18 protein-coding genes and 1 tRNA gene are annotated in these 26,307 nt (G+C 52.0%); 7 read left to right on the top strand and 12 right to left on the bottom strand.

Annotated elements, in window-relative coordinates:
- From CIL02_RS09010 to serB, 4 genes are all read left to right on the top strand, one after another.
- Entirely contained in the window at nucleotides 1-618 is a 618-nt protein-coding gene (locus CIL02_RS09010) for a response regulator transcription factor (RefSeq protein WP_094401066.1), read from the top strand.
- Between the two features lie 141 nt (nucleotides 619-759).
- Complete coding sequence (locus CIL02_RS09005) at nucleotides 760-972, top strand: response regulator transcription factor (protein WP_094401064.1); 213 nt, start codon at nucleotides 760-762, stop codon at nucleotides 970-972.
- Nucleotides 973-1,023: 51 nt separating this feature from the next.
- Nucleotides 1,024-3,753 carry a hypothetical protein gene (locus CIL02_RS09000; RefSeq protein WP_141210188.1) on the top strand — a complete coding sequence of 910 codons (2,730 nt, stop codon included), beginning with the start codon at nucleotides 1,024-1,026 and terminating at the stop codon, nucleotides 3,751-3,753.
- A gap of 298 nt (nucleotides 3,754-4,051) precedes the next feature.
- Nucleotides 4,052-5,296: a phosphoserine phosphatase SerB gene (gene serB / locus CIL02_RS08995; RefSeq protein WP_094401061.1), complete on the top strand. Its 1,245-nt coding sequence runs from the start codon at nucleotides 4,052-4,054 to the stop codon at nucleotides 5,294-5,296.
- A gap of 48 nt (nucleotides 5,297-5,344) precedes the next feature.
- Here serB and CIL02_RS08990 read toward each other — a convergent pair whose 3' ends face one another.
- The 3 genes from CIL02_RS08990 to CIL02_RS08980 form a co-directional block, all read right to left on the bottom strand.
- A complete protein-coding gene (locus CIL02_RS08990; RefSeq protein WP_094401059.1) occupies nucleotides 5,345-5,785 on the bottom strand; it encodes a PepSY-like domain-containing protein in 441 nt (146 codons plus the stop codon).
- 197 nt (nucleotides 5,786-5,982) lie between these two features.
- Nucleotides 5,983-6,057, bottom strand: a tRNA-Arg gene (locus tag CIL02_RS08985).
- Between the two features lie 147 nt (nucleotides 6,058-6,204).
- Entirely contained in the window at nucleotides 6,205-9,822 is a 3,618-nt protein-coding gene (locus tag CIL02_RS08980) for a family 43 glycosylhydrolase (protein ID WP_094401057.1), read from the bottom strand.
- Nucleotides 9,823-10,093: 271 nt separating this feature from the next.
- On the opposite strand from CIL02_RS08980, the gene CIL02_RS08975 reads away from it, so the two are divergent.
- Nucleotides 10,094-11,521 carry an amidophosphoribosyltransferase gene (locus CIL02_RS08975; protein WP_094401055.1) on the top strand — a complete coding sequence of 476 codons (1,428 nt, stop codon included), beginning with the start codon at nucleotides 10,094-10,096 and terminating at the stop codon, nucleotides 11,519-11,521.
- Nucleotides 11,522-11,615: 94 nt separating this feature from the next.
- Here CIL02_RS08975 and CIL02_RS08970 read toward each other — a convergent pair whose 3' ends face one another.
- The 3 genes from CIL02_RS08970 to alaS form a co-directional block, all read right to left on the bottom strand.
- Nucleotides 11,616-13,688, bottom strand: coding sequence for a glycoside hydrolase 43 family protein (locus CIL02_RS08970; RefSeq protein WP_094401053.1), 2,073 nt, complete (start codon nucleotides 13,686-13,688; stop codon nucleotides 11,616-11,618).
- Nucleotides 13,689-13,712: 24 nt separating this feature from the next.
- A complete protein-coding gene (locus CIL02_RS08965; protein WP_094401051.1) occupies nucleotides 13,713-14,558 on the bottom strand; it encodes a DUF3667 domain-containing protein in 846 nt (281 codons plus the stop codon).
- Between the two features lie 559 nt (nucleotides 14,559-15,117).
- Nucleotides 15,118-17,742 carry an alanine--tRNA ligase gene (alaS, locus tag CIL02_RS08960; protein ID WP_094401049.1) on the bottom strand — a complete coding sequence of 875 codons (2,625 nt, stop codon included), beginning with the start codon at nucleotides 17,740-17,742 and terminating at the stop codon, nucleotides 15,118-15,120.
- 167 nt (nucleotides 17,743-17,909) lie between these two features.
- Between alaS and CIL02_RS08955 the strand changes: the two genes are divergently transcribed.
- Nucleotides 17,910-18,260 carry a MerR family transcriptional regulator gene (locus tag CIL02_RS08955; protein ID WP_094401047.1) on the top strand — a complete coding sequence of 117 codons (351 nt, stop codon included), beginning with the start codon at nucleotides 17,910-17,912 and terminating at the stop codon, nucleotides 18,258-18,260.
- Nucleotides 18,261-18,340: 80 nt separating this feature from the next.
- Here CIL02_RS08955 and CIL02_RS08950 read toward each other — a convergent pair whose 3' ends face one another.
- The 6 genes from CIL02_RS08950 to CIL02_RS08925 all read right to left on the bottom strand — a co-directional run bounded on the left by CIL02_RS08950 (nucleotide 18,341) and on the right by CIL02_RS08925 (nucleotide 25,474).
- Nucleotides 18,341-19,294, bottom strand: coding sequence for a pectinesterase family protein (locus CIL02_RS08950; protein ID WP_094401045.1), 954 nt, complete (start codon nucleotides 19,292-19,294; stop codon nucleotides 18,341-18,343).
- Nucleotides 19,295-19,317: 23 nt separating this feature from the next.
- Nucleotides 19,318-21,588: a bifunctional (p)ppGpp synthetase/guanosine-3',5'-bis(diphosphate) 3'-pyrophosphohydrolase gene (locus tag CIL02_RS08945; protein WP_094401043.1), complete on the bottom strand. Its 2,271-nt coding sequence runs from the start codon at nucleotides 21,586-21,588 to the stop codon at nucleotides 19,318-19,320.
- A 78-nt stretch (nucleotides 21,589-21,666) separates the two neighbouring features.
- Nucleotides 21,667-22,974 carry a lytic transglycosylase domain-containing protein gene (locus CIL02_RS08940; protein ID WP_094401139.1) on the bottom strand — a complete coding sequence of 436 codons (1,308 nt, stop codon included), beginning with the start codon at nucleotides 22,972-22,974 and terminating at the stop codon, nucleotides 21,667-21,669.
- A gap of 66 nt (nucleotides 22,975-23,040) precedes the next feature.
- Nucleotides 23,041-23,811, bottom strand: a complete 771-nt coding sequence (locus CIL02_RS08935) for a DUF5683 domain-containing protein (protein WP_094401041.1) — start codon at nucleotides 23,809-23,811, stop codon at nucleotides 23,041-23,043.
- 7 nt (nucleotides 23,812-23,818) lie between these two features.
- On the bottom strand, nucleotides 23,819-24,709 hold the full coding sequence (locus CIL02_RS08930; RefSeq protein ID WP_094401039.1) for a ParB/RepB/Spo0J family partition protein: 891 nt from the start codon (nucleotides 24,707-24,709) through the stop codon (nucleotides 23,819-23,821).
- Nucleotides 24,710-25,474, bottom strand: coding sequence for a ParA family protein (locus CIL02_RS08925; protein ID WP_094401037.1), 765 nt, complete (start codon nucleotides 25,472-25,474; stop codon nucleotides 24,710-24,712).
- A gap of 111 nt (nucleotides 25,475-25,585) precedes the next feature.
- On the opposite strand from CIL02_RS08925, the gene surE reads away from it, so the two are divergent.
- The coding region (gene surE / locus CIL02_RS08920) for a 5'/3'-nucleotidase SurE (protein WP_141210187.1) at nucleotides 25,586-26,307 on the top strand (722 nt) is incomplete at its 3' end.

The raw sequence follows: 26,307 nt of genomic DNA, 5'->3' as shown, positions 1-26,307 counted from the left end.
ATGACGATACTTCTTGTTGATGACCATCCCATTGTGCTGGAAGGAATGAGGACCCTTCTGGCGTCGTTGCCAAACACTTCCTTTGCCTCAGCCACAACTGCGGCAAGGGCACGTGAGATTATTGATGGCAGCATGGTTGACATAATGATTGCCGACCTGGAACTTGGTGGCGACAGCGGCTTAGCCTTGGCTGAGTACCTGCATGAGCGGCAGCCCGCTGCAAGGGTGGCCATCTATACCATGCACGAGGAGCCTTGGACGGTACACGACATCCTCGACTGCGAGCCTGATGCGGTGGTAATGAAGGGCGACTCGCCAGAGGAACTGGTCAAGGCCGTCAAAGCCCTTGCCTCAGGCAAAGGTTTCTACAGTCCGTCTTTCTGTACCATGCTCTCCGTGGCAAACACCATGCCCGAACGGCTTAGCGACCGTGAGCTGCAGGTACTGGAGATGACGGCTGCCGGCTTGTCTACTAAAGTTGCTGCCAGCCGGCTTGGGGTCTCTGCCAATACAGTGGAGTTCCATCGCCGCCGCATCATGTTGAAGCTTGGCGTTGCCAATGCGGCCGAGATGGTGATGCGGGCAAAAGAGCTTGGATGGGACTACGCAAAACCATAGGTTCTCCCCTACGGAAAACAATAGTTTTGTCTTTCTGCATCTTCTTTTTATATATCATAATTTGTTATATCTTCTTATTATCCCTAACTTTGTAAGGTAACCATCTCTTTCATGATGGGCATAACAGATATAACAGTCTAAATGAAGAAAGATACAAAATGGGAGAACATCACCGAGCGTGAACTTGAGGTGCTCGACCTGCTATCGAGAGGGTATAACAGCAAGGCTATCGCCGAACAGCTCTTCATATCCCCTAACACAGTAGAATTCCACCGCAGGCAGTTGCTCAAGAAGACAGAGTCGCGCAATATTGCCGAACTTATAGGCAATGCCTATAGGCAGGGTATTCTTTAGTATTTCCAGAAAGTGTCCTTTGATATTATTTACCAACCAATTCTATTTTATATGAGAAGACTACTTTACATTTCCTTGATGTTCGCATTATGCATCATCGATGCTGCTGCACAACAGAGTAACCGCAGGCTCAAGATGCCTGTGCCAGGCGTCGGCATTAGACAGATGTACGGCAATAGCCGTCAGCTCCATGCGCCGAAGCAGAAACCGTTGAGGATGCGTCAGTCCATGCCCAATCGCTGCAACATCAGGATTGTCAAGCCAGGACAGCAGACCACGGCACCCCGTAAGGCGGAGCAGATGGTGAATAAAACCTTGCTCACCGGATGGGAAGAGGTTTACGAGAACCTGTATCCCGATGTCTACACCAATCGTCAGACTGGCGTGGTGACATACGACAAGTACGGGCATTTCCAGACTGTTGACTACGGCACCTACAAAGAGGTCTATGACTATGAGTATGGCATTGGCGGCAGATGGACGAAGAAGACCGTCAGCAGGGTAGAGAACGAATCGACACGAATAGAGAGTAAGGAAGAGCGCACCCTCGATGCCGAAGGCAGGGTGCTCGCCATCAAATGCTACGAGGGTATCGATGACACAGAAAACTACAACCTTGTGCTCACCGAAGAAAAAGAATACGACTATGCACACGACCCTAAGGGCGTGCTGGTGAAGCATGTCGAGTACGACACATGGGAACCGACAAGAGTTGAAGAGATACTTATCCGCAAGTGGTTCGCTCCGCTACAGGCTTACGTGGAGTACGAGAATCATTATAATTCTAGTTTCGTTGAGTTGACTGTTGAGGAGACTACATACATCGTCAAAACCTACAGCTACAACTACGATACAAAGGCCTACGACGAACTCTCCAGCATCGAAGAATACTACTTTACCAGTGACGGAAGAGAAGCAGGCTGGTACAGGGCTGCTGAATACAATGAAGACGGAAGCTTCAGCAGCCAGGAAGGTGTGAAATACCTTTATACCGACAATGCCCCGCAGGCAGGCTACACCTCCAAAGTAACGCAGGAGATAGGTACTGCGTGGGGTTACGAAAACTGGACGTACACCACCAAGGAAGAATATTCCAACAACTACGACGAACCGTTGATACCTGGCAGCGGCAACCGATATAAGAAGGAATACTCATACGATACCGACACCCAGTCATGGACGCTTGAAAAATCTGTCAGCAAGGAATGGACAGCCCAGGGTTTTATGAAAGAAACATATTGCAATTATTACGGAGGCTCCGACCCTGACTATGATGTTGAGACATGGATGTACGACAGCAACGGTGAGAATGTTGGCTACGTATATGAGTTTGCAGACGGAGGATATGTATTGGAGCAAGACGAGTGGAACGGAAATAATAATTCAGAGACATTCTACTATACCTATTACGACAAGAACGGCAACCTGACACGCCAACTGAAGGTGGTAGCCAACGACGAGAGGACTTCTGCCACAATGGGTGACCTCGCAACCTACGAACTGAAGAACGGCACATGGACTATTGTCACGGGAGTGATAAAGATAGGTGACGCTGCTGGACACATCGAAGCTGAGTTCGACAACAAGGGACGGGTCATCAGAAGCGATGAATACAATGCCGACAACCAGCTTGCGGAACGCACGCTCTATACCTACACTGACAACGGATATACTGAAGCAGAATATGAGCTGCTCGACGACAAACTCTACAAGACACAATTCTCTGGCATAAGCATCGATGCCAACGGCACACTCTCCGACTGGTATATCAATTACAATATCTATGGTGACGCTATGAGTGGCTACAAGGATGAGATTTATGCCAACGGCAAGCATGTGTATTATTATTATGACACCGTAACCGGACAGTTTGTCTATTCCGGTGCCAACGTTAATCCTTCCGAGAACGTGGCCCCCGACGGCACTGTAACCACCATCTATCGTGAGCTTGATGCCGACGGCAACATCGTGGAGACCAGTAAGGTGGTAAGAAAGAGTACGGATGGCTACAGTCTCTACGAAGTCTATGACAAGCAAGACGGCAAATGGGTTGGAAAAGAGAAGCGCGAGGAGTTCGCAGTCGACAGGCCCTATTTCCCGGTCAATCCTATTCCCGACCCTCTCGAATGTCACGACGAATATTTCTTCCCCGAGGACGACGATGATGAATATAGCCTGAATAGAATGTATAATAACACATACGTATGGCTGAACGATGCGTGGAGCCTGCTGTATGGCGATAACACTACCTATGCTATTGAGGGCAACACGCTTACATCAACCTACACACGTACCGAAAACAATCCGAAATACGGCAGTAGCTACAAATATACCGACATCATCGTGGAGACATGCGATAACAACCGCAACCTCGTGTCTCAGACCTGTTACTATGAAACGGTGGGGACCGAAGGCGAGAAGAAAAGTTATCATGCCAGCAAAAGGGAATTTTCCTATGAGTACAACAGCGAGCAGCTCCTTACCAGTGTCCATTACTGTGACTACATGGATGAGACAGGAAACGGCTTGGTGCAGTATTCACGCTCTACCACAAACTATATCTACAGCCCGATAGAAATAGTAGGCATCAATCCAGCCTCTGCCACCGGCAAGGCAGCCTTCCGTCTCAATGGCAGAACTCTCGTTGCCACAGCAGGCACGCTTTCCGTATATGCTCCCGACGGCACCCTCGTTGCCGAAGGCCAGCAGCCGACGTTGTCTACTCCTGGCATCTACATTGTTGTCGCAGGCAACAGCCGGAGTAAGATAATCGTAAGGTAACACCTTGTTTGCAAAATCTTTTTCTCCATTTCTACCTCCTCGTGCCCGCAGCCTTCGTGCCCGGTGCGAGGAGGATTCATTATGTGCAAGACCATCTCCTCCTGTCCGATAGTATCGCAGTGGTATGCACGAGCGTAGAACTTCCACTCATGCCTACGACGCCCTGGCTCTTGTAGATGCGGTATTTAGTCGGCATCGCATGGTCCGTCAATCGAGAAAGCGGAATGAATGAAACTTTCAACAGATATATTTGCCCAATAAGGCAAAATGATGTACTTTTGCAAAAAAATCATCACCCATGGACAACAACACCAATAAAGAGGAACAGATACTAATCAGAATTACTGGCAAGGACCGTCCCGGTCTTACAGCCTCAGTTATGGAGATACTTGCGCGCAAGGATGCCAAGATACTGGACATCGGACAGGCCGACATCCACTCCACGCTCTCGCTCGGCATACTTATCCGCATCAGTGAGCAGGCATCAGGACAGGTCATGAAGGAACTGCTCTTCAAGGCTACGGAGCTGGGTGTCAACATCGGCTTCTCGCCCGTTCCCGATGAGGAATACGAGAACTGGGTAAGCCTGCAGGGAAAGAACCGCTACATCCTTACGCTTATCGGGCGGACGCTGTCAGCACGGCAGATTGAGGCCGCGGCAAAGGTTATTGCACGTCAGGGACTGAACATTGACTCCATACGCCGCCTCACCGGACGTATGAGCATCATGCACCCCGAGCGCAATCTGCGGGCCTGTATAGAGTTCTCGCTACGAGGAACACCCGAGGACCGCGAGGCTATGCAGAAGGAGCTTATGCACATATCATCGGAGATGGAGATAGACTTCTCGTTCCAGAAAGACGACATGTACCGCCGCATGCGCCGACTGATATGCTTCGATATGGATTCCACGCTCATACAGACAGAATGTATCGACGAGCTTGCCGAAAGGGCCGGAGTGGGTGCTGAGGTAAGGGCTATTACGGAGAGCGCCATGCGGGGCGAGATAGACTTCAAGGAGAGCTTCACACGCAGGGTGGCTTTGCTGAAGGGACTTGACGCAAGTGTCATGGAGGATATCGCCAACACCATGCCTATCACGGAGGGTGTGGACAGGCTGATGTCCGTTCTGAAGAGATACGGGTATAAGATTGCTATACTCAGCGGAGGATTTACCTATTTTGGCGAGTTCCTGCAACGCAAGTACGGCATAGACTATGTGTATGCCAACGAATTGGAGGTGGGAGACGACGGCAAGCTCACGGGACGATACATAGGCGAGATTGTCGACGGCAACAGAAAGGCGGAACTGCTCAGGCTCATTGCACAGGTGGAAAGGGTGCATCTCGCACAGACTATTGCCGTGGGCGATGGCGCCAACGACCTGAAGATGCTCGGAGAGGCCGGACTCGGCATTGCCTTCCATGCCAAGCCGCGTGTGGTTGCCAACGCTAAGCAGAGCATCAACACAATAGGACTCGATGGCGTCCTCTATTTCCTTGGTTTTAAGGACAGCTATCTCGGAGAACAGGGGAAGTTGTGAAAAAATAGCCTCACCCCTTTCTCAATTGTAGAGGGGTGAGGCTCTGTATTACTTGTCTATATCCACAATATTGAGTTTCTTGTCGAACGTGAGTTCAAGCTTATTTGAAAGTTTAACCTCGTAACCCCTGCGGTCTTTTTCTATTTCCTCAATACGGCAGCTGGGATAGGTGGCCTTTACGTATTTCATGATTTGTGCGGGTACGACAGCTACGGGAACCTCAGAGCCCTCGCAGTCTACGTCAGTCCATTGTCCCTTGCTGTTGAAGGTGACGCTGTTGCCGTTGTCGAATATCACTTTGTATGATTTCGACACACCTTCTGTCTCTGATGTCACGAGCGCAACCTTTGCCGAGCTGAGATTCGTGGTAATGAAACTCTGTGCATCCTTAGGTAGTTGTGACACCTGTATCACCTTATTGTTGTCGGCACAGGCAATGTTCACCAGCATGGCGAACAGGCAAAATAATAAAACAGATAGTCTTTTCATAATGTTTATAAGTATTTTTAGTTTGATAAATAATATGGCGTAATGCCTAAACTTCAATAGCAAAGGTACAAATATAATTTCGTGTTACGAAAAGATTTCAAAGATAATAAAACATTTTATACATATTTGTGAATATGCAGACATCAAAAAAAGGACCTCCGGAAAGGAAGTCCTTTTCAATTTATGATAAAGCAACGTGATTCCGTTGGGGTTCGAACCCAAGACCCACAGCTTAGAAGGCTGTTGCTCTAATCCAACTGAGCTACGGAACCTTTTTTGCGGCTGCAAAATTAAGCATTTTATTCGGAATAACGAGTGCGGGCAGGTGTTATTTGTTTTCTGTTAACAGAGATTAACCTTTATGAACAGAGCCTGAGGCTAAGTGCGTGTGCGCCTACTTGCCCCAGGCTCAGTGTTGTTTATTTCATGAGCATTTTCATGCTGCGTGCCTTACCGTCTTCCATAATCTCCTGTCGGATATACAGGCCGGGTGTCTTGGGCTGGCTGCCGTTGACAGACGCTCCCGTTGGTGTGAAATATCTCACTCTTGCCACTTTGCCGTCGTGTGCGGTTATCCCTCTCACGGACGTAGTGCTGTCGATAAGCTCCGATGTGTCCACTGGGTCTATACCCCGTCGTGTTGGGGTAATGCGTGCTATAGTGCCGTCGGCGTTGAACGTGAGCTTGTCGGCGCAGACCTCGCGGTGGTAGCCGGGGCCGTTGCTGAGGTATTTCTTGTTGATACGGTGGTAAACGATATACCACTCGTCGGAACCGGGGATGTTGACGATGGAGTTGTGTGCTGTGCCGTAGATTTGGTTGTCAGGGTCCTGTGCTATTACTATTGGCTGCTGTGCCACGCTGATGGGGCCAGTTGGCGAGGTGCTTGTTCCGTAGGCCACGTGATAATTTGGCGAGCCGGTGTCGTCGACGCTCCAGAGGAAATAGTACTTTCCGTTGCGGTAGAACACGTACACTCCCTCGCGGAAGGCATAGTCATTGAGTGTGCCTCCCTCTGGGGTAATGGTATATTCCGTAGCACCTACAGAGAGCATGTCGTCGGAGAGCAGGCGGTAGTGAAGTTGCCCGTTGCCATAATATAGGTATGTCTGTCCGCTCACGGGGTCGGTGAAGACGTCGGAGTCAATCATCTGTCCGCCCGACGTGGTGGTGAAGAGCGGTTTGGCTGATGCCTTGAAAGGTCCTGTGGGGTTCTCTGCCACTGCTACGCCAAGAGTTTTCTTGTTCAGCGTGGGGTTGTGTGCGCTGAAGAAGAAATAGTATTTCCACTTGCCGTCCATCCATTTCTCCTCTATACATGGTGCCCATGCGTTGCCGCTTGCCCATGGTGCGTCGCCTCCTGCCGAGAGGTTGAGGATAGTGCCCTCGTTGGTGAAGTGTACGAGGTCGGGTGACGAGAACACGTCGAACGTATAGCCTCCCCATCCGCTATATCCGTCGGATGTCGGGTATACGTAGAAGCGGCCTGTCTTCTGTGACAGCAGTACTTCGGGGTCGGCATGAAATCCGGGTATGATGGGGTTTCCGTTTTCCTCCACGGTCACGCTGTAGGTCTTGGTCTGATGTCCCATAGTGGCTGCATACTCTACCGGCCCCTTGCTGAAGTCCTGTGGTCCCTGTGGCGTTATGATGGCACCTGGCGAGGGTACGAACATGGGGTCGAGGCTTGTGACGTCGGCTCCGCGCTCAACCGGGATGAATATCGTGCCGTCGGATTTGACGGAGAAGTTCTCCTGCTTGACGCTTGGATTGGCAGCTCCTGTTATGGTTGGTGTCAGCCCGTCAACGGGAAGAGCCTCGAGCAGCGCCTTGGCCTCTTCGGCTGTGATGGGGAGCACAGTACCGTGGCGCGGGGTGAATGCTCCTGAGGTGGTAGTGTTCTTCTCCCAGTTGAAGTTGGTAAGGTCGTCCGATGAGCAGAACTGGTAATAACCGCTTGTGTAGCAGTCGTACATCAGACACCACTTGTCCTGATTGATGAACTTGAACACTCCTGCACCCTCAACGGCCACGTTGGTCTGCTGCAGGGTTGGCGATGGTGCGGACCATTGCGATCCGAGCGGCTGTCCCTCTGGTGCTGTCAGCGTGCGTGCCGTCACCTTGCATATACCTCCGAGGCTCTCGTTCTTGAAGAAGCCGTGATAGAGCGAGTCGCTCTCGTTGTAGACGATATCCATGTCGATGGTTGCCGAGCCTCGGTCATAGAGGTATGTAGGCATGCCCTCAAGGTCGGAGAAGTCGTCGTTGGCATAGCAATAGAAGTCCTTGTCGTAGGCTATCGTCCCGTCGTTGGTGAGCAGCGAGAAGTATACCATGTACTTGCCTGCCTGGTGGTCGTAGATAGTCTCTGGTGCCCATACTCGTGTAACGTTGGCGAAATTGGTGCCCGCGTATTTTGTCGGGAAGTGTACGGTGTGGCATGTCCAGTTGATGAGGTCGTCAGACTTCATAAGCACGAGTCCGCGGTTGCTCGACCATCCGAGTGCCGACTTCATGTCCGTAACGGCCATGTAGAACTTCCCGTCCTCTCCGCGCAGGATGTGCGGGTCGCGGAGTCCTCCCATTACGGTATTGCCTTCGGCTGTGAAGAATGGCTGTCCGTTGTTGAGTGGTGTGTAGTTGTAGCCGTCCTGCGAGATGGCGTAGTATAGGTTCTCGTTACTGTTTGACGGGAAGTAAACAAACAGATAGTGGGTGTATGGCTCTCGTTCGTGTATGGTCACGGGAAATTCCTTGGTGACACGTTCCTCACCCCTGAGCAAGGTTGCCGTCAGGGTTACCTGCTTCTTCTGTCCCTCCGGCTGTCTGATGACTTTGCCTGTGTTAGAGAGCCATTCCGTGTCTGACGATGTCCATTTTATGACAGATCCGAGTGTGCCCACGGTAGGCAGTACGAGCTGGTCGTAGAGGTTGTTGGGGTGTCCGCCGATGACAAGGTGCTCGAGGTCGTAGGCTATGGTCTCCGCATCGGAGAAGTCGGGCAGCACGCTTACCTGGAACGTGCGTGTCTCCGTGATGGCTCCTGCGGGCAGGTAGTCAGTGGCCTTCGACGTGATGGTTGCGGTAAGGGTTGCCGTAGCAGCTGGTTTTCCGTATGCCGGGCGAGTGATGTGTCCTTCGTCTGTTATGACGTTAGCGTTGGATGTTGTCCATATTATGTCGGCAAAGTCGCCGTATGTATCGGGCAGCTCGATGTCGGCTATCAGGTTCTCAGTGGCCAGGTCTATCTTTGCCTCCTTTATCTTCTCAGCTATGGAGATGGAGTCGGCATATCTGTTGAGGGCTTGTATGGTTGCCGCGTTTCCGTTGCGTATGCTGTCCAGGATTTGTCTTGCGCTTATGTCGTAGTTGTATATGCGCACATCGTCATACATTGCGCCCTTGAGGTATGCGTCGCCGTTGTAGCAGCTCTTGCCAAGATAGTTCATGACGGTATTGCCGATGTCCTTTGGTGACAGGGCGAATGACGAATTGATGGAGCTTGCCGTCTTGAGGCTTCCGTCGAGGAATATCTGGCAGTAGTACTGGCCTGTGCTCCTCTGTCTCAGTACAACCGCTAAGTTCATCCATCGTCCTTTCTCGAATGGTTTGGCCATGCTGAACCCCTGCTCGGCCGAATAGCTGGTTTGGGTGATGGCGTAGCGTGACTCCTTGGCGTTGAAGAACATGTAGCCGGTTGACGATGAGTTGGCGAAGCACCAGATGAAGTTACCGTTGCCCGAGATGTCGGTAGTCTCGGGTATGTAGACGTTCATTGTTATGGTGAACTTTCCGAGGCTTCCTATCAGCTCGCCCAACTTGGTGCCGAAGTCGAGGTAGCCGTCGTTGTTGCCGAGGCTCAGCACGTTTCGTCCCGCATACTCGATTATTTGCGCTCCCTGCTGGAGGGTGGTCTCGTAGGTTCCCGACTGGTCGGCAGTCGAGGCGAAGTCAAACCTCACCATGGTGCTGTCGGCCGCTGATGCCGCGGTGCTTATGGCGAGGAACGATGCAATTTGTAAGAATAGTCGTTTCATGATTATTTTGTTATTTTACAGTTGTGTTGTATGATGCCTGTTGGTGGATTGTAAGTATGGCTTGCAGCCCTTTTACAATAATATATACGATTGAGACCATGATGTTCCGCAAAACTTTCGTGACGAGATTTTCGCCCAACCATGCTCATATTCCATTTCTTTTTTGTACTTTTGCACCCGCAAGCTACGTTACAAGCGATGGTTAGTTGCATCAGGACACTATTGGTCATCGCTGACAGAATAGCGTATAACATTCATTCAACATACACACATGGGAGGCTTTTTCGGCACTATTACCAAGAAGAGTTGCGTAAACGACCTGTTTTACGGCACAGACTACAACTCGCATCTGGGAACCAAGCGCGCGGGAATGGTGACATTCGACACCGAGCGAGGATTCTCAAGGTCTATTCACAGCTTGGAGAGAAACTATTTCCGGTCGAAGTTCGAGGACGAGCTTGACAGCTTTATCGGCAACGCCGGACTGGGAGTAATCTCCGATACCGACCCGCAGCCGATAATTGTCAACTCGCATCTGGGAAGGTACGCCGTGGTCACGGTTGCGAAAATCAACAACCTCAGGGACATAGCCGACGAGCTGCTGGCCAAGAGGATGCATCTGAGCGAGATGTCGGCAAACAACATCAACCAGACAGAGTTGGTGGCCTTGACAATCAACATGGGCGAGGATTTCGTAGACGGCATCACAAAGGTCTACGAGCGCATCAGCGGCTCATGCTCGATGCTCATCCTTACAGAGAACGGCATCATTGCCGCACGCGACATGCTCGGACGTACACCTATAGTCATAGGAGAGCGTGAGGATGGAGAGGGATACGCATTCTCGAGCGAGACGTCGAGCTTTCCCAATCTGGGTTACAAGCGCGTAAGGGACCTCGGGCCTGGCGAGATTGTAAGGATTACCACAGAGGGCATCGAGGTACTAAAGGAACCATACCATAAAGAGCAGATTTGTTCTTTCCTGTGGGTTTACTATGGCTTTCCCGCAAGCGACTACGAGGGCATCAACGTTGAGGATGTCAGGGAGCGATGCGGAAAGCAGATGGGACAAGAGGATGATACCGAGGCCGACCTGGTATGCGGTATCCCCGACTCGGGAGTGGGAACAGCACTGGGATATGCCGAGGGACACCAGATACCATATAAGAGGGCTGTGCTCAAGTATACGCCCACATGGCCCAGAAGCTTCACACCGGGAAACCAGAACAGACGCAACCTGGTGGCAAAGATGAAGCTGATACCCAACCATGCCATACTCAAGGACCAGCGGGTGGTGTTCTGCGACGACTCCATTGTCAGGGGCACACAGCTGCGTGACAACGTGGCAACATTCTTCCAGTATGGCGCCAAGGAGGTACATGCGCGCATATCATGCCCGCCGCTTGTCTACGGATGCCCATTCATAGGCTTCACCTCTTCAAAGAGCGACCTTGAGTTGCTCTCGCGCCAGATTATCCGTGATTTCGAGGGCGACGACAGTGCGAAGCTCGACAAATATGCAAAGACTGACTCACCTGAATACCAGCGGATGGTCGACGAGATGGCACGCAGGCTCGGCCTGTCCTCGTTGCGCTTCAACAAGATAGAGACGCTCATCGAGGCTATTGGCATGCCTAAGTGCAAGGTCTGCACCCATTGCTTCGACGGTAGCAGCTGGAACTATACCGACAAGAAATAAGAACAAGCGCACAATAAAACGACGCATCCGTCAATACCTGCTGAGGATTTGACGGATGCGTTTCCTTTAGGTGAGTTCTGTTAATTCTCTCCCTTTATTCTTCCCATTTGAATACTGAGCCGTTCATGCGTGCTGGGTCAGGACCCTTGCAGTCGGCTGAGTAGGGACTGCCAGTGGTCGGACTCTTGCACAGGTATGTGTGGCGGCTGAAGGACATGAGCATGAACTGGTTGTCCAGATAGTCCTGATACATGAACACCTCGGCCTGCTGCTCGTCAGCGGTCATGCGTACATCGCCCGCTATACCGTAGCCTGCCACCATCAGGTAGCGTCCATCCTCACATTGCACTATTACCTTGCCCTCACCCTTGTCTATGAGGCGGAACCGTGTGCGGGGGTTGTCGGTACCCTTAGGAGCGTCGTAGAGAACACCATGTGGTGTGGCCTCGGCGGGCTTGCCTGTGGCAAGGTTCACGATGTGTATGGTCTTGCCGTAAGGAATGTTTGCAGAGCGGTCAGCCTTTGGCTCTACGACGTTGAAATTGTCGAAGAGGGCGTAGCCACCACGCTGTCCCTTGTGGTTGAAGGCAAATAGAGACGGGCGAGAGCCTTGGAATGTGATGAGCTGGTAGCTCAGGGTCATCATGTTGCCGAGCGGTTCGTAGGTCTCTCCGTCGAGCGAGTAGCGGTACTGCGCCCGGTCGTTGTCGTAGTCGCCGTCGAGCATCAGCCATATCCTGCCGTCCTTGCGTGGCGTGAAGTCTACGTCAATGGTGTCGTTGTCGAGCTGCTGGAACCATCTCAGCTTCAGTTTGTTGCCTTCCTTCACTATTCCTGCCCACGAGCATGGCATGTTGATGTTGCCCAGTCCTGCCACATCACCGTCCTTCATGTGCCGGGTGTCCAGTTCTACGCTCACCTGCGACACCGGTCCGATGGCTCTTTGTGTGAGTGTGTTGCGTGCCCACAGCAGTTGTGTCGCCGGCATGGCGTCTATGCGTAGGCGGCCTCCCTTGAGGCTCCATGCCTTCTCATCGGGATTATGGTTCCATTGCCATATACGCTCCAGCTGACGTCCGTTGAAGTCATCGCTCCGCTTGTATGGCGCATGCGGCTGCACGTCGGCTCCCGTCGACGGCTTGAGCCATGTGCGCGGAGCTCGTCCGAGGTTGCCCTCCAGTCCTATCATTGGCCATCCGTCCTTCCATGTCACGGGCATCAGGTCGACGGTACGGCCTATGGAGTGGAAGTCCTGCATGAGCAGCGCCCACCATTGTCCGTCAGGAGTAGAGACGATGCCTCCCTGGTGTGCGTTAGAGCATGCTGTGGCTCCGCGGTCTGGCTGGCTGATAGCTATCGGGGTTCCATTGTCGACGATGCGTCCCCTTACCTGCGTCATTGGGGCGGCATGGTAGCCGTAGGTCTCGTCGGCTGTTATGGTGATGGTCTCGTATGGTCCCCAGATGCTCTTCGAGCGTGAGCACAGGGTACGTCCGTTGGGCTTGTAGTCGGTAGAGATAAGGTAGTACATGCCGTCTATCTTGTACATGTGGTGTCCCTCTCCCACTGCCGTTCCCTCGGGTATTATCTCGCGGTCGGTACCCGGTACAGGCTCGCTCAGGTCAGGCTTCAGCTCGCAGCAGCGCACGCTTCCGTAGCCGTGTATGGCGTATATCTTGCCGTCGTCATCGAAGAGTACCGACAGGTCATAGATGTTGCCCTTCACGCGCACGTGCTTCCATGGGCCACGGATGTCCTCGGCTATGAATGCCTGTAGTCCCTTTCCGTTGACATTGGTGAAGACGTAGAACTTGCCGTTGTTGTAGCGTATGCATGGTGCCCACACGCCCTGGCCGTAGATTTCCTTACCTCCGGTTAGTGAGAAGGCTGGGTCATCGAAGTCAAAACGGTCGAAGCAGTAGCTAACCTGCTCCCAGTTGACGAGGTCTTTGGAATGTAGGATATTTACTCCAGGCACGGTGTGCATGGTAGTACCGGCAAGGTAGTAATCGTCACCCACACGCAGGATGTCGGGGTCAGAGAACTCATCATAGAACAGTGGGTTGGTGAACGTTCCGTTGCCGTTGTCGGCCGTCCACGACTGCTGTGCCATGGCGCTTGTCGATGCTGCCATGACGGCTCCTAAGAGAATGTTTCTAATAGTCATGTTTTTTTTGTTTTTATGTCCGTGTCATTCGCCCGTTGTCCCCGCAAGCAGGGTGGCTACAGCCACTATTATACCCACGATGGCGCACAGGGCGGTCATGGACAGTATTGTTAGTAGAATGGTTTTCTTTATTGTGGTACGCCATCCGAAGCCGAAGAGCTGTTTGAAGTCCCATACGAGTACTATGAGCATCAGCTCGGAGGGTAGAGGATAGAAGTCGAATGTAGAGCCTTTGGGGGCGAATATCAGTGCGTAGGGTATGGACATGGCCGTAAGCTGGCAGCTCATGTACACCTGGGCATAGAAGTTCTCGGCGAGGTTGGTGCATGGACGAAGGGGCGACTTACGGAACAGCCAGCAGGCAAAGACCATGAAGAAGCTGTGCAGGCAGAGCAGCTGTACGGCCTTGTGGGCTTGCAGCCATTCCATGCTGTCCTTGACGAAGCCAACTACCGTCAGGGCAGTGTTCTCCATGCGCAATTTCTCCCTCTCTTCCTCGCTGGCATCCTTCCCAATGGCCTGTGTCTTTTGCCCGTGTGCGTTTATCTCTGTCTGTATGTCTTTCTGCACGGGATCCTTGCGACGCTCCATGACAGGCTGCAGCAGGGCATAGAACACGCAGAGTACAAACAGCATCTTCACGGGAGGAAAGAACGGTATGCGCTTGCCGTCGATATACTCACCTATCATGATGCCTGGACGGCGGAACAGGTGCCACAGCGTGCGCGGCAGACTACGGTTGCCCATGCCCCAGACCTCGAGGGTCGAGGAGAATGCATTCTTTATCGTGAAGCGTCTGGTTGCGGCACTTTGTCCGCAATGGGGGCAGTAGTCGCCCTGGAATTCGTTTTGGCAATTCAGGCAGCGCATATGTGGAAATATGGGTATTTACTTTGCAAATATACAAAATATCCTTTAATTCCTATGTTTTAATCCTGAATTTTTATTGTTATGGCAAAATAGATAGGGTGTCCAATTTGATGTGCAAGAATTGAATATTCTAATTCTGAAGTTCATGTCGGTAATTGTCGCGCTGAACCAAAGGTCGCCGGCTGAAAGGAAAGGCAAAGCGCAAAAGCGCATAGCCCAGGGTAACACCCTGGGTTATTTCGCGTAGTTGATGGTCGCGCTGTAAGCGCAAAAGCGTAGATAACAGCAGGGCAGATAACGCTTTTGCGCTTACAGCGCGCATTGATTATATTCCTCTTATACCCAGGGTGTCGCTACGCTCTACCCTGGGCTATGTGCTTTTGGGCTTTCAGCCCGCACTTCCAACAATACTGGTTGGGTAAATATGTTACAGCCCCAATCTCAATATCTGTTCAAAAAAACAGCAAGCCCTCCCGTCGGGTTACGGGAGGGCTTGCATATATAATATCGCTTGCGGTTGTTCTGTAATAATAGCTCTTGCGTCTGTTCCTTCTGTATCTTAGAGCTTAGCCAGTTCCACAACCTTGTCTACGGCAGCGCTGAGGCCGTCGGCGTTCTTGCCTCCTGCAGTGGCATAGTGTGGCTGGCCGCCACCACCGCCCTGAATGAGCTTGGCAGCCTCACGGACCATTTGTCCGGCATTCAGCCCGTGGTCGGCAACCATGTCATCGCTGAGCATCACGCTGAGCATGGGCTTGCCGTTATCAACGCTTCCGATGACGCAGAGCAGGTTGCTGCCTACAGCCTGCCGGATTTTGAATACGAGGTCCTTTGCGCTCTGTGCCGAAATGGGCAGAACGGAGGTTATAACGGTGGTGCCGTTGATGGTGCGGGCCTTCTCGATGAGGCTATCCTTGGCACGCTCCACGGCCTGTGCCTGGAACTGCTCTATGTTCTTCTTCATAGCGTCGTGCTCCTCGATGTATTTCTCTATGACGCCACGCAGGTCCTTGGCATTGTTGAAGAGCGAGCGTATGGCCTTGATGCTGTCCTCAAGAGCGTACATCATCTCCTCGCACTCCTCGCCTGTCTTTGCCTCGATACGGCGGATGCCTGCCGCCACGCTGCTCTCGCTGACAATCTTGAACATGCCGATGCGGCCTGTCGACGTAGCATGTATACCACCGCAGAACTCGCAGCTCGGACCGAACCTCACGACTCTCACCTTGTCGCCGTATTTCTCGCCAAAGAGGGCAATGGCACCAAGTTTCTTGGCTTCCTCCATCGGGGTGTCGCGATGCTCGTCGAGCGGAAGGTCCTGTCGTATCAGGTCATTGACCATGCGCTCAACCTGACGCAGTTCCTCGTCGCTGACTTTCTGGAAATGAGAGAAGTCGAAGCGCAGGGTGTCGGGGCTGACGTACGAGCCTTTCTGCTCTACATGGTCACCGAGAACCTGCTTCAGGGCGTAGTCCAGAAGGTGGGTTGCCGTATGGTTGGCTGCGCTGGCGGCACGCTTGTCGGTATCGACACATGCCATGAAGTCGGCATCTGGCTGCTTGGGCAGTTCCTTGACAATATGTATGCTCTGGTTGTTCTCACGCTTGGTGTCGATGATGCTCACGGTCTCGTTCTCGCTAACCAGCACTCCGCAGTCGCCGACCTGTCCTCCCATCTCGCCATAGAATGGTGTAACGTCGAGCACAAGCTCGTAGAACGAGTTTTTCTTCTGGGTCACCTTGCGGTAGCGCAGTATGTGACATTCGTATTCTGTGTAGTCGTAGCCCACGAACTGCTGCTCGCCCTGTCGCAGCTCCACCCAGTCGCTGTTCTCTACGGCGGCAGCATTGCGTGCGCGTTCCTTCTGCTTCTGCATCTCCTCATCAAACTGCTTCTCGTCAACGGTTAGCCCGTTCTCGCGGCATATCAGCTCTGTGAGGTCAAGTGGGAAGCCGTAGGTGTCGAAGAGACGGAATGCCTGCACACCGTCAAGCTCGCTCTTGCCCTCAGCCTTCAGGCTGTCCATGGCTGTGGTGAGCATGCTGATGCCCTTGTCGAGCGTGCGCAGGAACGAGTCCTCCTCCTCCTTCATCACACGGCCTATGAGCTCGCGCTGTCCTGGCAGCTCTGGATATGCCTCGCCCATTTCATGTATGAGTGTTGGCATGAGCTTGTACATGAATGCCTCCTTCTGTGAGAGGAAAGTGTAGGCGTAGCGAACGGCACGGCGCAGAATGCGGCGGATGACATAGCCTGCCTTGGCATTGCCAGGAAGCTGACCGTCGGCAATGGAGAAGGCTACGGCGCGCAGGTGGTCGGCTATGACGCGCATGGCCACATCGGTATTCTCGTCTACTCCATACTTCTTGCCCGACAGGCGCTCTATCTCGCGGATGATGGGCTGGAAGATGTCAGTATCATAGTTCGACTGCTTACCCTGCAGCATCCTTACGAGACGCTCGAAGCCCATACCCGTATCGATGACGTGCATTGGCAGACGCTCAAGTGAGCCGTCGGCCTTGCGGTTGTATTGCATGAACACGATGTTCCATATCTCTATGACCTGGGGATTGTCCTTGTTCACGAGCTCGCGTCCTGGCACAAGGGCTTTCTCCTCAGCCGAGCGTGAGTCAACGTGTATCTCCGAACATGGTCCGCAGGGACCTGTATCGCCCATCTCCCAGAAGTTGTCGTGCTTGTTGCCGTTGATGATATGGTCGGCAGGCACATGCTTGGCCCAGAAGCGGGCGGCCTCGTCGTCGCGCTCCAGTCCCTCTTCCTTGCTTCCCTCGAAGACCGTCACGTACATGTCTTCCGGGTTAAGGTGCAGCACGTCAACAAGATATTCCCATGCCATGTCGATGGCACCTTCCTTGAAGTAGTCGCCGAAGCTCCAGTTGCCAAGCATCTCGAACATGGTATGGTGATAGGTGTCGTGTCCCACCTCCTCAAGGTCGTTATGCTTTCCGCTTACGCGCAGGCACTTCTGTGAGTCTACACGGCGTACGTCCGCACCAGGATCCTTGGTGCCGAGGATTATGTCTTTCCATTGGTTCATTCCGGCGTTGGTGAACATCAGGGTGGGGTCGTCCTTGATTACCATTGGTGCCGAAGGTACAATCTTGTGTCCTTTCGTCTCAAAGAATTTCTTGTACGATTCGCGTACTTCGTTAGCTGTCATCATGTCTGTATGTTGTTATTCGTTTTTGTTTTTGTTTTGGATTCCTTGTTTCACGATAGTTGACCCCTATCGTCAAAAACGTTGCAAAGATACTAATAAATTAATAATTGTAGATTGTTAATTGGAAATTATTTGCTATCTTTGTCGCAAAATCTATGAAATAGCTTATCATGGTACTTAACAAGGACAAGAATCTCAAGATATATTATTCCATAAAGGAAGTGGCCCAGATGCTTGGCGTTGCCGAGAGCACGCTGCGTTTCTGGGAGTCGGAGTTTCCGCAGATTAAGCCGAAGACTGCCCGCGGAACAGGCATCAGACAATATACCGAGAAAGATATAGAGCAGCTGAAGGTGATATACAATCTGGTCAAGGTCAGGGGCTTCAAGATTGCTGCTGCAAGAAAGATGCTCAACGTCAACAAGGAGGGAGCCGACCGAAGTGCCGACATCCTCAACACTCTAATTTCTGTCAGAGACCAGCTGAAAGACCTGAAAAAGCATATTGACACCCTTACCTGAGGCATCCACTTCGACATCTTGACACCTTGATATCTCTAAGTTTCGATTTCTCTTTTTTATCTTGTGCTTCTGTTCCTCCTTCAAAATCCTCTTTGTTTATTCAACTCAGAGGCTTCCTTCTTTGTAAGTTGTCGGCTCCATCCGACCCTTTGCTCAGTCTTCGCTCCATCGCCGCTGTTGCCATATTCCGCATAGCGTGCCGTTTTCTCGTTGGCTGGATTGCGCCAGTTTTCCCATCCCTCGGGACGTATGTGGCTTCCCAAGTGGCAATTCATGAAAACCGTGTGGGCATAGGGACGCCATGGACGGCCAAGGTACACCTTCGTGATGCCTTCGGCTGCTGTTAGCCTGCAGTTGCTGAATACGTAGCCTATTTGTTGGTCGGAAGGCGTTGAGGCTGCCGTGATATAGCTGTCAGCCTTGGAGCAGATGGTGCAGTCTTCAAACCATGCCGTGGAGGGACCAAAGATAAAATCGGTTGTTCCCTCGATGTAGCAGCCGCTGAACAGCAGGCGCGTGCCAGCCTTGCCTGTGAAGACGGTATCCTGATTGCCCAGGAAGCGGCAGTTGACGAAAGTCAGCCGGTCGCCAGTGGTATGCAGGGCAACGGCCTGTCCAAGGCGTGCGGCGTTGTTCTCGATGGTGATGTTCTTCAGCGTTATGCCGTTGCCATCAATCTTCAGGGTGTATGTCCTGAAGGTTCCCATGGGTTTCCCTGTCTCGGGCATGAGGATATTGGCGTGGTCGTCGTATGTGATGACCGTCTGGTCGCGGTCCTCGCCACATATCTCTATATTGTCGAGCCACGAGGGAATGATAAGCTTCTCCTTGTAGATGCCCTTCTTGACAAATATCACCTTGTGGTATTCCATGAAGGCACGGCACACCTCGATAGCTTCGGCGACATTGCGGAACTCTGCCGTGCCGTCGCGGGCCACGAATATTGTGTCGGGATTATCGTACTTGCTGGCCGCCTGTGCTGCTGATGACGACAGCAGCAGGAGCAGAGCTGTTAGAAGAAGTATGTTGCGCATGGTTCTGTTGTTGATTAGTATTATTAGATTTGTATAACCTCCTGCATGTCCTCTATCTGCTTTAGCGCATCTACTATTTCCTGCACCTCGGCACGGTCGTGGACTCGTATTTCTATCTTTCCGTCGTATATGCCGTCGTCAGCGCTGATGGTCACACGATGGATATTGACATCAAGCTTCTCTGTGATGACATCGGATATATCGTGGAGCATGCCCTTGCGGTCGATTCCCCTTATCTGGATGGTGGCATCAAAGAAGAGCACTTTGTGCATGTCCCATTTTGCGTCGAGAATACGGTTGCCAAAGCTCGACTTGAGCCTGTTGGCTACGGGGCATGCCCTTTGGTGAAGCTCTATCTGGTTCTTGTTGTCGATATATCCCAGGATGTCGTCGCCAGGAATGGCGTGGCAGCATGTGGGGATGATGTACATGCCTATTGACTTCTCAGAGATTATGCATGGCTTCTTCTTGTTGAAGTCCTTGCCTACTACGAGTTTCTTGGTCTGTGGATTCTCCTCCTTCTTTTTGCCTTTCCCGAGGAACGGCACGAACTTGCGCCATCCGGACGTTTCCGCGCCCGACTTCTGGCTCTTGCCATGCAGTTCGTTTAGGTCTTTCTCGCCCAACAATATGGTACGCTCGCCAAGAGCCAGGAAGAAGTCCTCGGCCTTCTGTATCTCGTGGAACTCGCACAATTTCTCGACAACCGATGTTGTCAGTTCGGTCTCGTTCTTCTCAAGCCATTGCTTCAGGGTGTCCTCGCCTTTCTTCTGTAACTCGCGGTTGTCACGTCTCAGTATGGCCTGGATCTTCGCCTTGGCCTTTGCCGTAGAGGCGAATGTGATCCATGACGGCTGCACATGTTGCGACTTCGAAGTAAGTACCTCCACCTGGTCACCGCTCTTGAGCTTGTGGCTCAGGGGTACGAGCTTATGGTTGACTTTCGCACCAATGCAATGACTGCCAAGGAACGTGTGTATCTGGAAAGCGAAGTCCAGGACCGTACAGTTGGCAGGCATGGTCTTCACCTCGCCCTTTGGTGTGAAGACGAAAATCTCGCTTGCGAAGAGATTAAGCTTGATGGCATCGAGAAAGTCCATCGCATCGGGCTGTGGGTCATCAAGAATTTCCTTGATAGTGCGGAGCCAGTCGTTCAACTCTCCCTCGTCCTCATGAGGCTGGTCGCCCTCCTTGTATTTCCAGTGGGCGGCGAAACCCTGTTCGGCAATCTCGTTCATGCGGTCGCTTCTGATTTGCACCTCTATCCATCGTCCCTGCTTCGACATGAGCGTCACGTGCAGGGCCTGATAGCCGTTGGCTTTCGGATGGTTTAGCCAGTCGCGCAGGCGGTCGGGGTGGCTCTTGTAGATTTTGCTCAGGGCGACATAGATATTGAAGCACTCGTAAATCTCGTTTGCCCGCACCTGTGGAGTGAAGATTATGCGCACGGCAAGAATGTCATATATCTCGTCGAAGGTGACATGCTTGTTCTGCATCTTGTTCCAGATGGAATAGGGGCTCTTTACCCTGGCCTTAATCTCGTATTGTATGCCCATGGAGTCAAGTGACTCGCGTATGGGAGCCGTAAAGTCAGCAAAGAGCTTGTTTCGTTCCTCCTCAGAAAGAGACAGTTTCTTTCGTATGTCCTCGTATTTGTCGGGGTGCTCGTATCTGAAGCTCAGATCCTCAAGCTCTGTCTTTATCTTGTTCAGACCAAGACGGTTGGCCAGCGGAGCGTATATGTACAACGTCTCTCCTGCAATCTTGTATTGCTTGTTTGGAGCCTGCGACTGCAGGGTACGCATGTTGTGCAGGCGGTCGCAGATTTTTATCAGGATGACCCTTATATCGTCGCTCATGGTGAGCAGCAGCTTCTTGAAATTCTCTGCCTGAGCTGATGCCTTGTCGCCAAAAATGCCTCCACTGATTTTTGTCAGTCCGTCGACAATCATGGCTATCTTTGAACCGAATATGTTCTCTATGTCCTCTACGGTATAGTCTGTGTCCTCGACCACATCGTGCAGCAGGGCGGCACTAATGCTCGTGGAACCCAACCCCATCTCCTCGCAGGCTATACGTGCCACTGCTATCGGGTGCATGATGTACGGTTCTCCCGACAGTCGTCTTACGCCCTTGTGTGCCTGCCTCGCGAAGTTGAAAGCCTTGGTGATGATGTCCACCTTCTTGCGGTGTGGTGAGTCGATATATATCTGAAGGAGTTGCTCGAAGGCTCCAGTTATAAGCTTGTCGTCAGCAATCTCACGCTCCTTGTTAGTCAGCTCTTGGTTTTCCATGTCTTTTTCCTCCGTTGTTTGTCAGTATATATATAATAAGGTATAGGCCTGCAGTCGTCTGTCCAGTTTGTCTTTTTCCTATCTTACCCTCAGTTTCTTTCCAGCCCTGATGCTTGTTCCGCTTATTTTGTTAAGTTTCTTAAGCTTTGCCACGGTCGTATGGTTGCGTGCGGCTATCTCGCTTAGGGTGTCGCCCTGCCTGATGGTAATGCTCTTACCTTTGGTCTTGCTCTGTCTCTTGCGGCTCTTCGACGAGCTTTTCTTGCTTCCTGACGAGGCAGGCTCGATGGTATTTACAGCCACCTCGCTACGCTTGCTGGTCACGTTTTCGGGTACGTATGCATAGATGGAGTCCTGATTGTCGATGAAGGTGGTAACCATTGTTTCAGGAAGCCTTATCGACGACAGCTTATTGGCTCCATTTACTATGTTGTGTCTGTATTGCGGATTTAGGGTTGCCAGTTGGTCTTGTGGAATGTCGAGGAAGTGGGTAATCTGCTCGAACCGCACGTCGCGGTCTACCATTATTGTGTCAGTCTTTACTGGCAACTTGGTCTCCATCGGGCAGATGTTATGGTCGCAATAGTAGCTCATAACGTAGTTAGCGGCTATGAATGCCGGAACATACCCTCGGGTTTCTTTTGGCAGATATGGGTATATGTGCCAATAGTCCTTCACGCCTTTCGCCCTGTGTATGGCCTTTGTTATGTTGTCTGGTCCGGCGTTGTAGGCTGCGATGACGAGGTTCCAGTCACCGAATATCCTGTACAGGTCGCTAAGATAGTGGGCGGCGGCATAAGATGCTTTCACGGGGTCGCAACGCTCGTCGATGAGCGAGTTTACCTCAAGTCCGTATTGCTTGCCAGTGGCGAGCATGAACTGCCAGAGCCCCGTGGCTCCAACCCTCGAAACGGCCTTTGGGTTAAGGGCGGACTCTATGACGGGCAGGTATTTCAGTTCCAGAGGAAGGCCGTAAGTCTCAAGAGCCTGCTCGAAGATGGGCATGTAGAAGTTCTGTGCGCCAAGCATGTAGCTTACAGAGCGGCGTAGGCGGCCTGTGTATCTGTCTATGAACATCTGTACAACGTCATTGTAGGGCATTTCTATGACTGTCGGCAGTCTGTTTAGACGTTCCTTGTAGGTCTCCTTGTCATAGACAGGATTAACGTCCGACATGTTGCAGTCGTCGGCAGGCCTAAGGTATGTCTTTGCGTTGTAGAGGTTGAGCAGGCTGTCCAGCTCATATGTCATGGCCTCTGGGAGGTCTATCTCCTCCTCATTGCCATTATTGTCAGTCACTATGATTTCCGTCTCGTCGTTCTGGGCAGAAGCATGGCCTGATATGAGTAATGCCATGACCGCTGTTGCAAATATTGTTCTCTTCATCATTCCTTTGTTTGGTACGTGTTGGTTTTTGGGTGCGTTTGTTTTTGTTGTTTCCGGTGCCGTCTCTTAGAAGTTCAGGCTGCAGCTGACTCCCACAGATGTATGCCGGCTTCCCGTAAGATCTGTCTTCTGGCTCGATATTGTCGGAGCCACGCTGAGGCTCAGGTCTGGACTTATGTCGAACTCAGACAGCGAGGCGTCGACATATGCGTCGATTACTGACAGGGCATACACTCCCAACATGCAGAAGAAACTCATGTCGCGCCAACGGCGGTAGCGGTCCTTGCGCTTACGGAATATCTCCTGCCAACGCTGGGTGTTCTCGGGGGTTATCTGGTTGCCCAGATGCAGAAACTGGTTGTAGCTCTGCGTCTGAGGGTCATCGTCCATTATGTCCAAATAGGCTTGCGAGTAGTCGCGGTACATCATGTTGTTCCATCGCATGGCGTAGGCGCAACCGACAAAACCTCCATAGATGATGGGCAATTTCCAGTATTTGCGGTTGTATATCTGTCCTGCGCCTGGGATGACGAGGGCAAGCCACATGGCCTTCTTGGCGTTAGGTTTCCATGTTGCCCAGTCACGCTTGGCTCTCTTTTTAGGAACCAGCGAGTCGGGCAGCAGCTCTATCGGTACTTCGACCTCCTCGCTCATCATGGCGAGCGAGTCTGCTGTCCATGCGGAATCTGTATATGCTATATTCTTTTCCGTCTGAGGTTTTACGGGAACCACGGTTGCCGAGCTGTCCTCCTGAGCGTATGCGGGGTAAGAGAGACAGGCAAGAATGGCTGCTGCCGGGATGCTCTTGCGGAAAAAATCTGAAAGCCTGTTGACCACTATGCGATTATCCTTTCATTTTGTCGAACATGTTCATGATACGCTCCAGCTCCGTCTCGTCAGCAAATGGTATGCTGATTTTTCCCTTGCCGCGGGCGTTGCATGTCAGCTGTACCTTGGCGTTGAAGAATGTCGAAAGCTGGTTCTTCAGGGTGGTCATGGCAGCCGAGTGCGAGTTGGCGGCATCTACATTCTTCTTGCTGCTCTCTATGTCCTCGCCGTTCTTTATTCTGTTCACCAGAGCCTCTACTTTCCTCACAGAGTAGTTGTTCTTCTGTATCTCCTTGTAGAGCTTTATCTGCATCGACGGGCTGTCGAGCGACAGTAGGGCGCGGGCGTGTCCCATGTCTATCTCGTGCTTCTGCAAAGCCATCTGTATCTGTGCGGGCAGCTTCAGCAGGCGAAGGTAGTTGGTGATGGCAGTGCGGCTCTTGCCTACCCGCTCGGAGACCTTCTCCTGAGTCATGCCGGTATTCTCAATCAGATGCTCGTATGCAAGGGCAATCTCTATGGCATTCAGGTCCTCGCGCTGGATGTTCTCCACGAGGGCCATCTCCATGACGTTCTCGTCGTTGATGGTACGGATGTATGCAGGGATAGCTTTCAGACCAGCCATCTGCGATGCGCGCCAGCGGCGTTCGCCAGCGATAATCTGGAAACGGTTGTCGGCAACCTGCCTGAGCGTTATGGGCTGGATGATGCCTATCTCCCTGATGCTTATGGCAAGCTCATGCAGCGACTCCTCGTCGAATTCCCGTCGTGGCTGGTTGGGGTTTGCCTCTATCTGGTCAATGGCTATCTCGTTGATTGTCGAGCTGCCCTGGGTGCGCACGTTCTCGGTAGAGATGAGGGCATCGAGTCCCCGGCCGAGTGCGTTGTATTTCTTGTGTACTGCCATTTATTTGTTCTTGTTAATGATTTCTTTTGCAAGCATCAGGTGGTTCTTGCTGCCTGTGGAGTCTGCGTCGTATAGGATTACGGGTAAGCCGTGGCTCGGACACTCGCTGAGCTTCACGTTGCGCTGGATGACGGTCTTGAAGACCAGCTCCTGGAAATGTCGCTTCACCTCGTCGTAGATAAGGTTTGCCAGACGAAGGCGGCTGTCGTACATCGTCAGCAGGAAGCCCTCTATCTCGAGCCGTGGGTTCAGCTTGCTCTTGATAATCTTGATGGTGTTCAGAAGTTTGCTGATACCCTCAAGGGCGAAGTACTCGCATTGCACGGGTATTATCACGGAGTCGGCAGCCGTAAGGGCATTGACGGTGATAAGGCCCAGCGAGGGCGAGCAGTCGATGAGGATGTAGTCGTAGTCGTTGCGTATTGGTTCGAGCACTTGCTTTATCACCTTCTCCCTGTTGTCCAGGTTCAGCATCTCTATCTCTGCGCCAACAAGGTCGATGTGGCTCGGAATGATGTCCAGGCCGTTGATGTCGGTGGTATAGATGGCGTCCCTCACGTCGGCATGGTCTATGATGCACTCGTAAAGCGAGCAGTCTACTTCTGCCAGGTCGACACCCAGTCCGGAGGAGGCGTTGGCCTGTGGGTCCGCGTCGACAACGAGAACAGACTTCTCAAGGGTTGCGAGCGATGCTGCAAGGTTTATCGACGTTGTCGTCTTGCCGACACCGCCTTTCTGGTTTGCCAATGCAATTATCTTTGCCATTTTTATTCTATGTTAATGCATAAATTATTTTGCAAAGTTACATATTTTATGTGAGATAGACGTAATTTAAACCTTTTTTCGTACTTTTGCAGGAAAAATTTAAAATATATGATGAGCAATACAGACATACCATTAATATTGATTTCGAACGATGACGGCTACATGGCGCCGGGCATCAACGCTCTGGTTGACATGCTTGCCCCGACAGGGGTGCGGCTGCTTGTATGCGCACCCGACGGCCCGCGTAGCGGGTATTCATGCGCCTTCTCCTCAGAGCTGCCTCTGAGGCTCAAGCCCATAAGCAGGCAAGACAACGTGGAGATATGGGCGTGCAACGGCACCCCCGTCGACTGTGTCAAGCTGGCCATCGACAGAATACTCGGCGGAAAGATGCCCGACATGGTCATAGGAGGCATAAACCACGGCGACAATTCCACCGTAAACAACCATTATAGCGGAACCATGGGCATTGCCAAGGAGGGATGTATGAAGTATATACCCTCTGTGGCCTTCTCAAGCTGCTACTACAATCATGACGCTGACCTCTCCCCGCTTGCACCATACGTCAGGGCGATTGTGGCCAAGGTGCTCGACGGAGGATTGCCACGTGGAGTTTGTCTGAACGTAAACTTCCCGGCAAGGCAGGAGTTCGAGGGAGTAAAGGTCTGCCGCATGACTTTCGGACGATGGGTCAACGAGGTGGTCGCCGACCATCACCCGAGGGGGTACGACTACTATTGGATGGTTGGAAACTACCTCAACGACGAACCCTTGGCCGAGGACACCGACCAGTGGGCACTCAACAACGGATATGTGGCTATCACGTTTTTTTT

Origin of the sequence: Prevotella sp. P3-122, from assembly GCF_002251365.1 — a bacterium.
GTDB lineage: Bacteria > Bacteroidota > Bacteroidia > Bacteroidales > Bacteroidaceae > Prevotella.
Note: the sequence above shows the minus strand (reverse complement) of the source record. Positions and strands in the feature narration are given on the sequence as shown.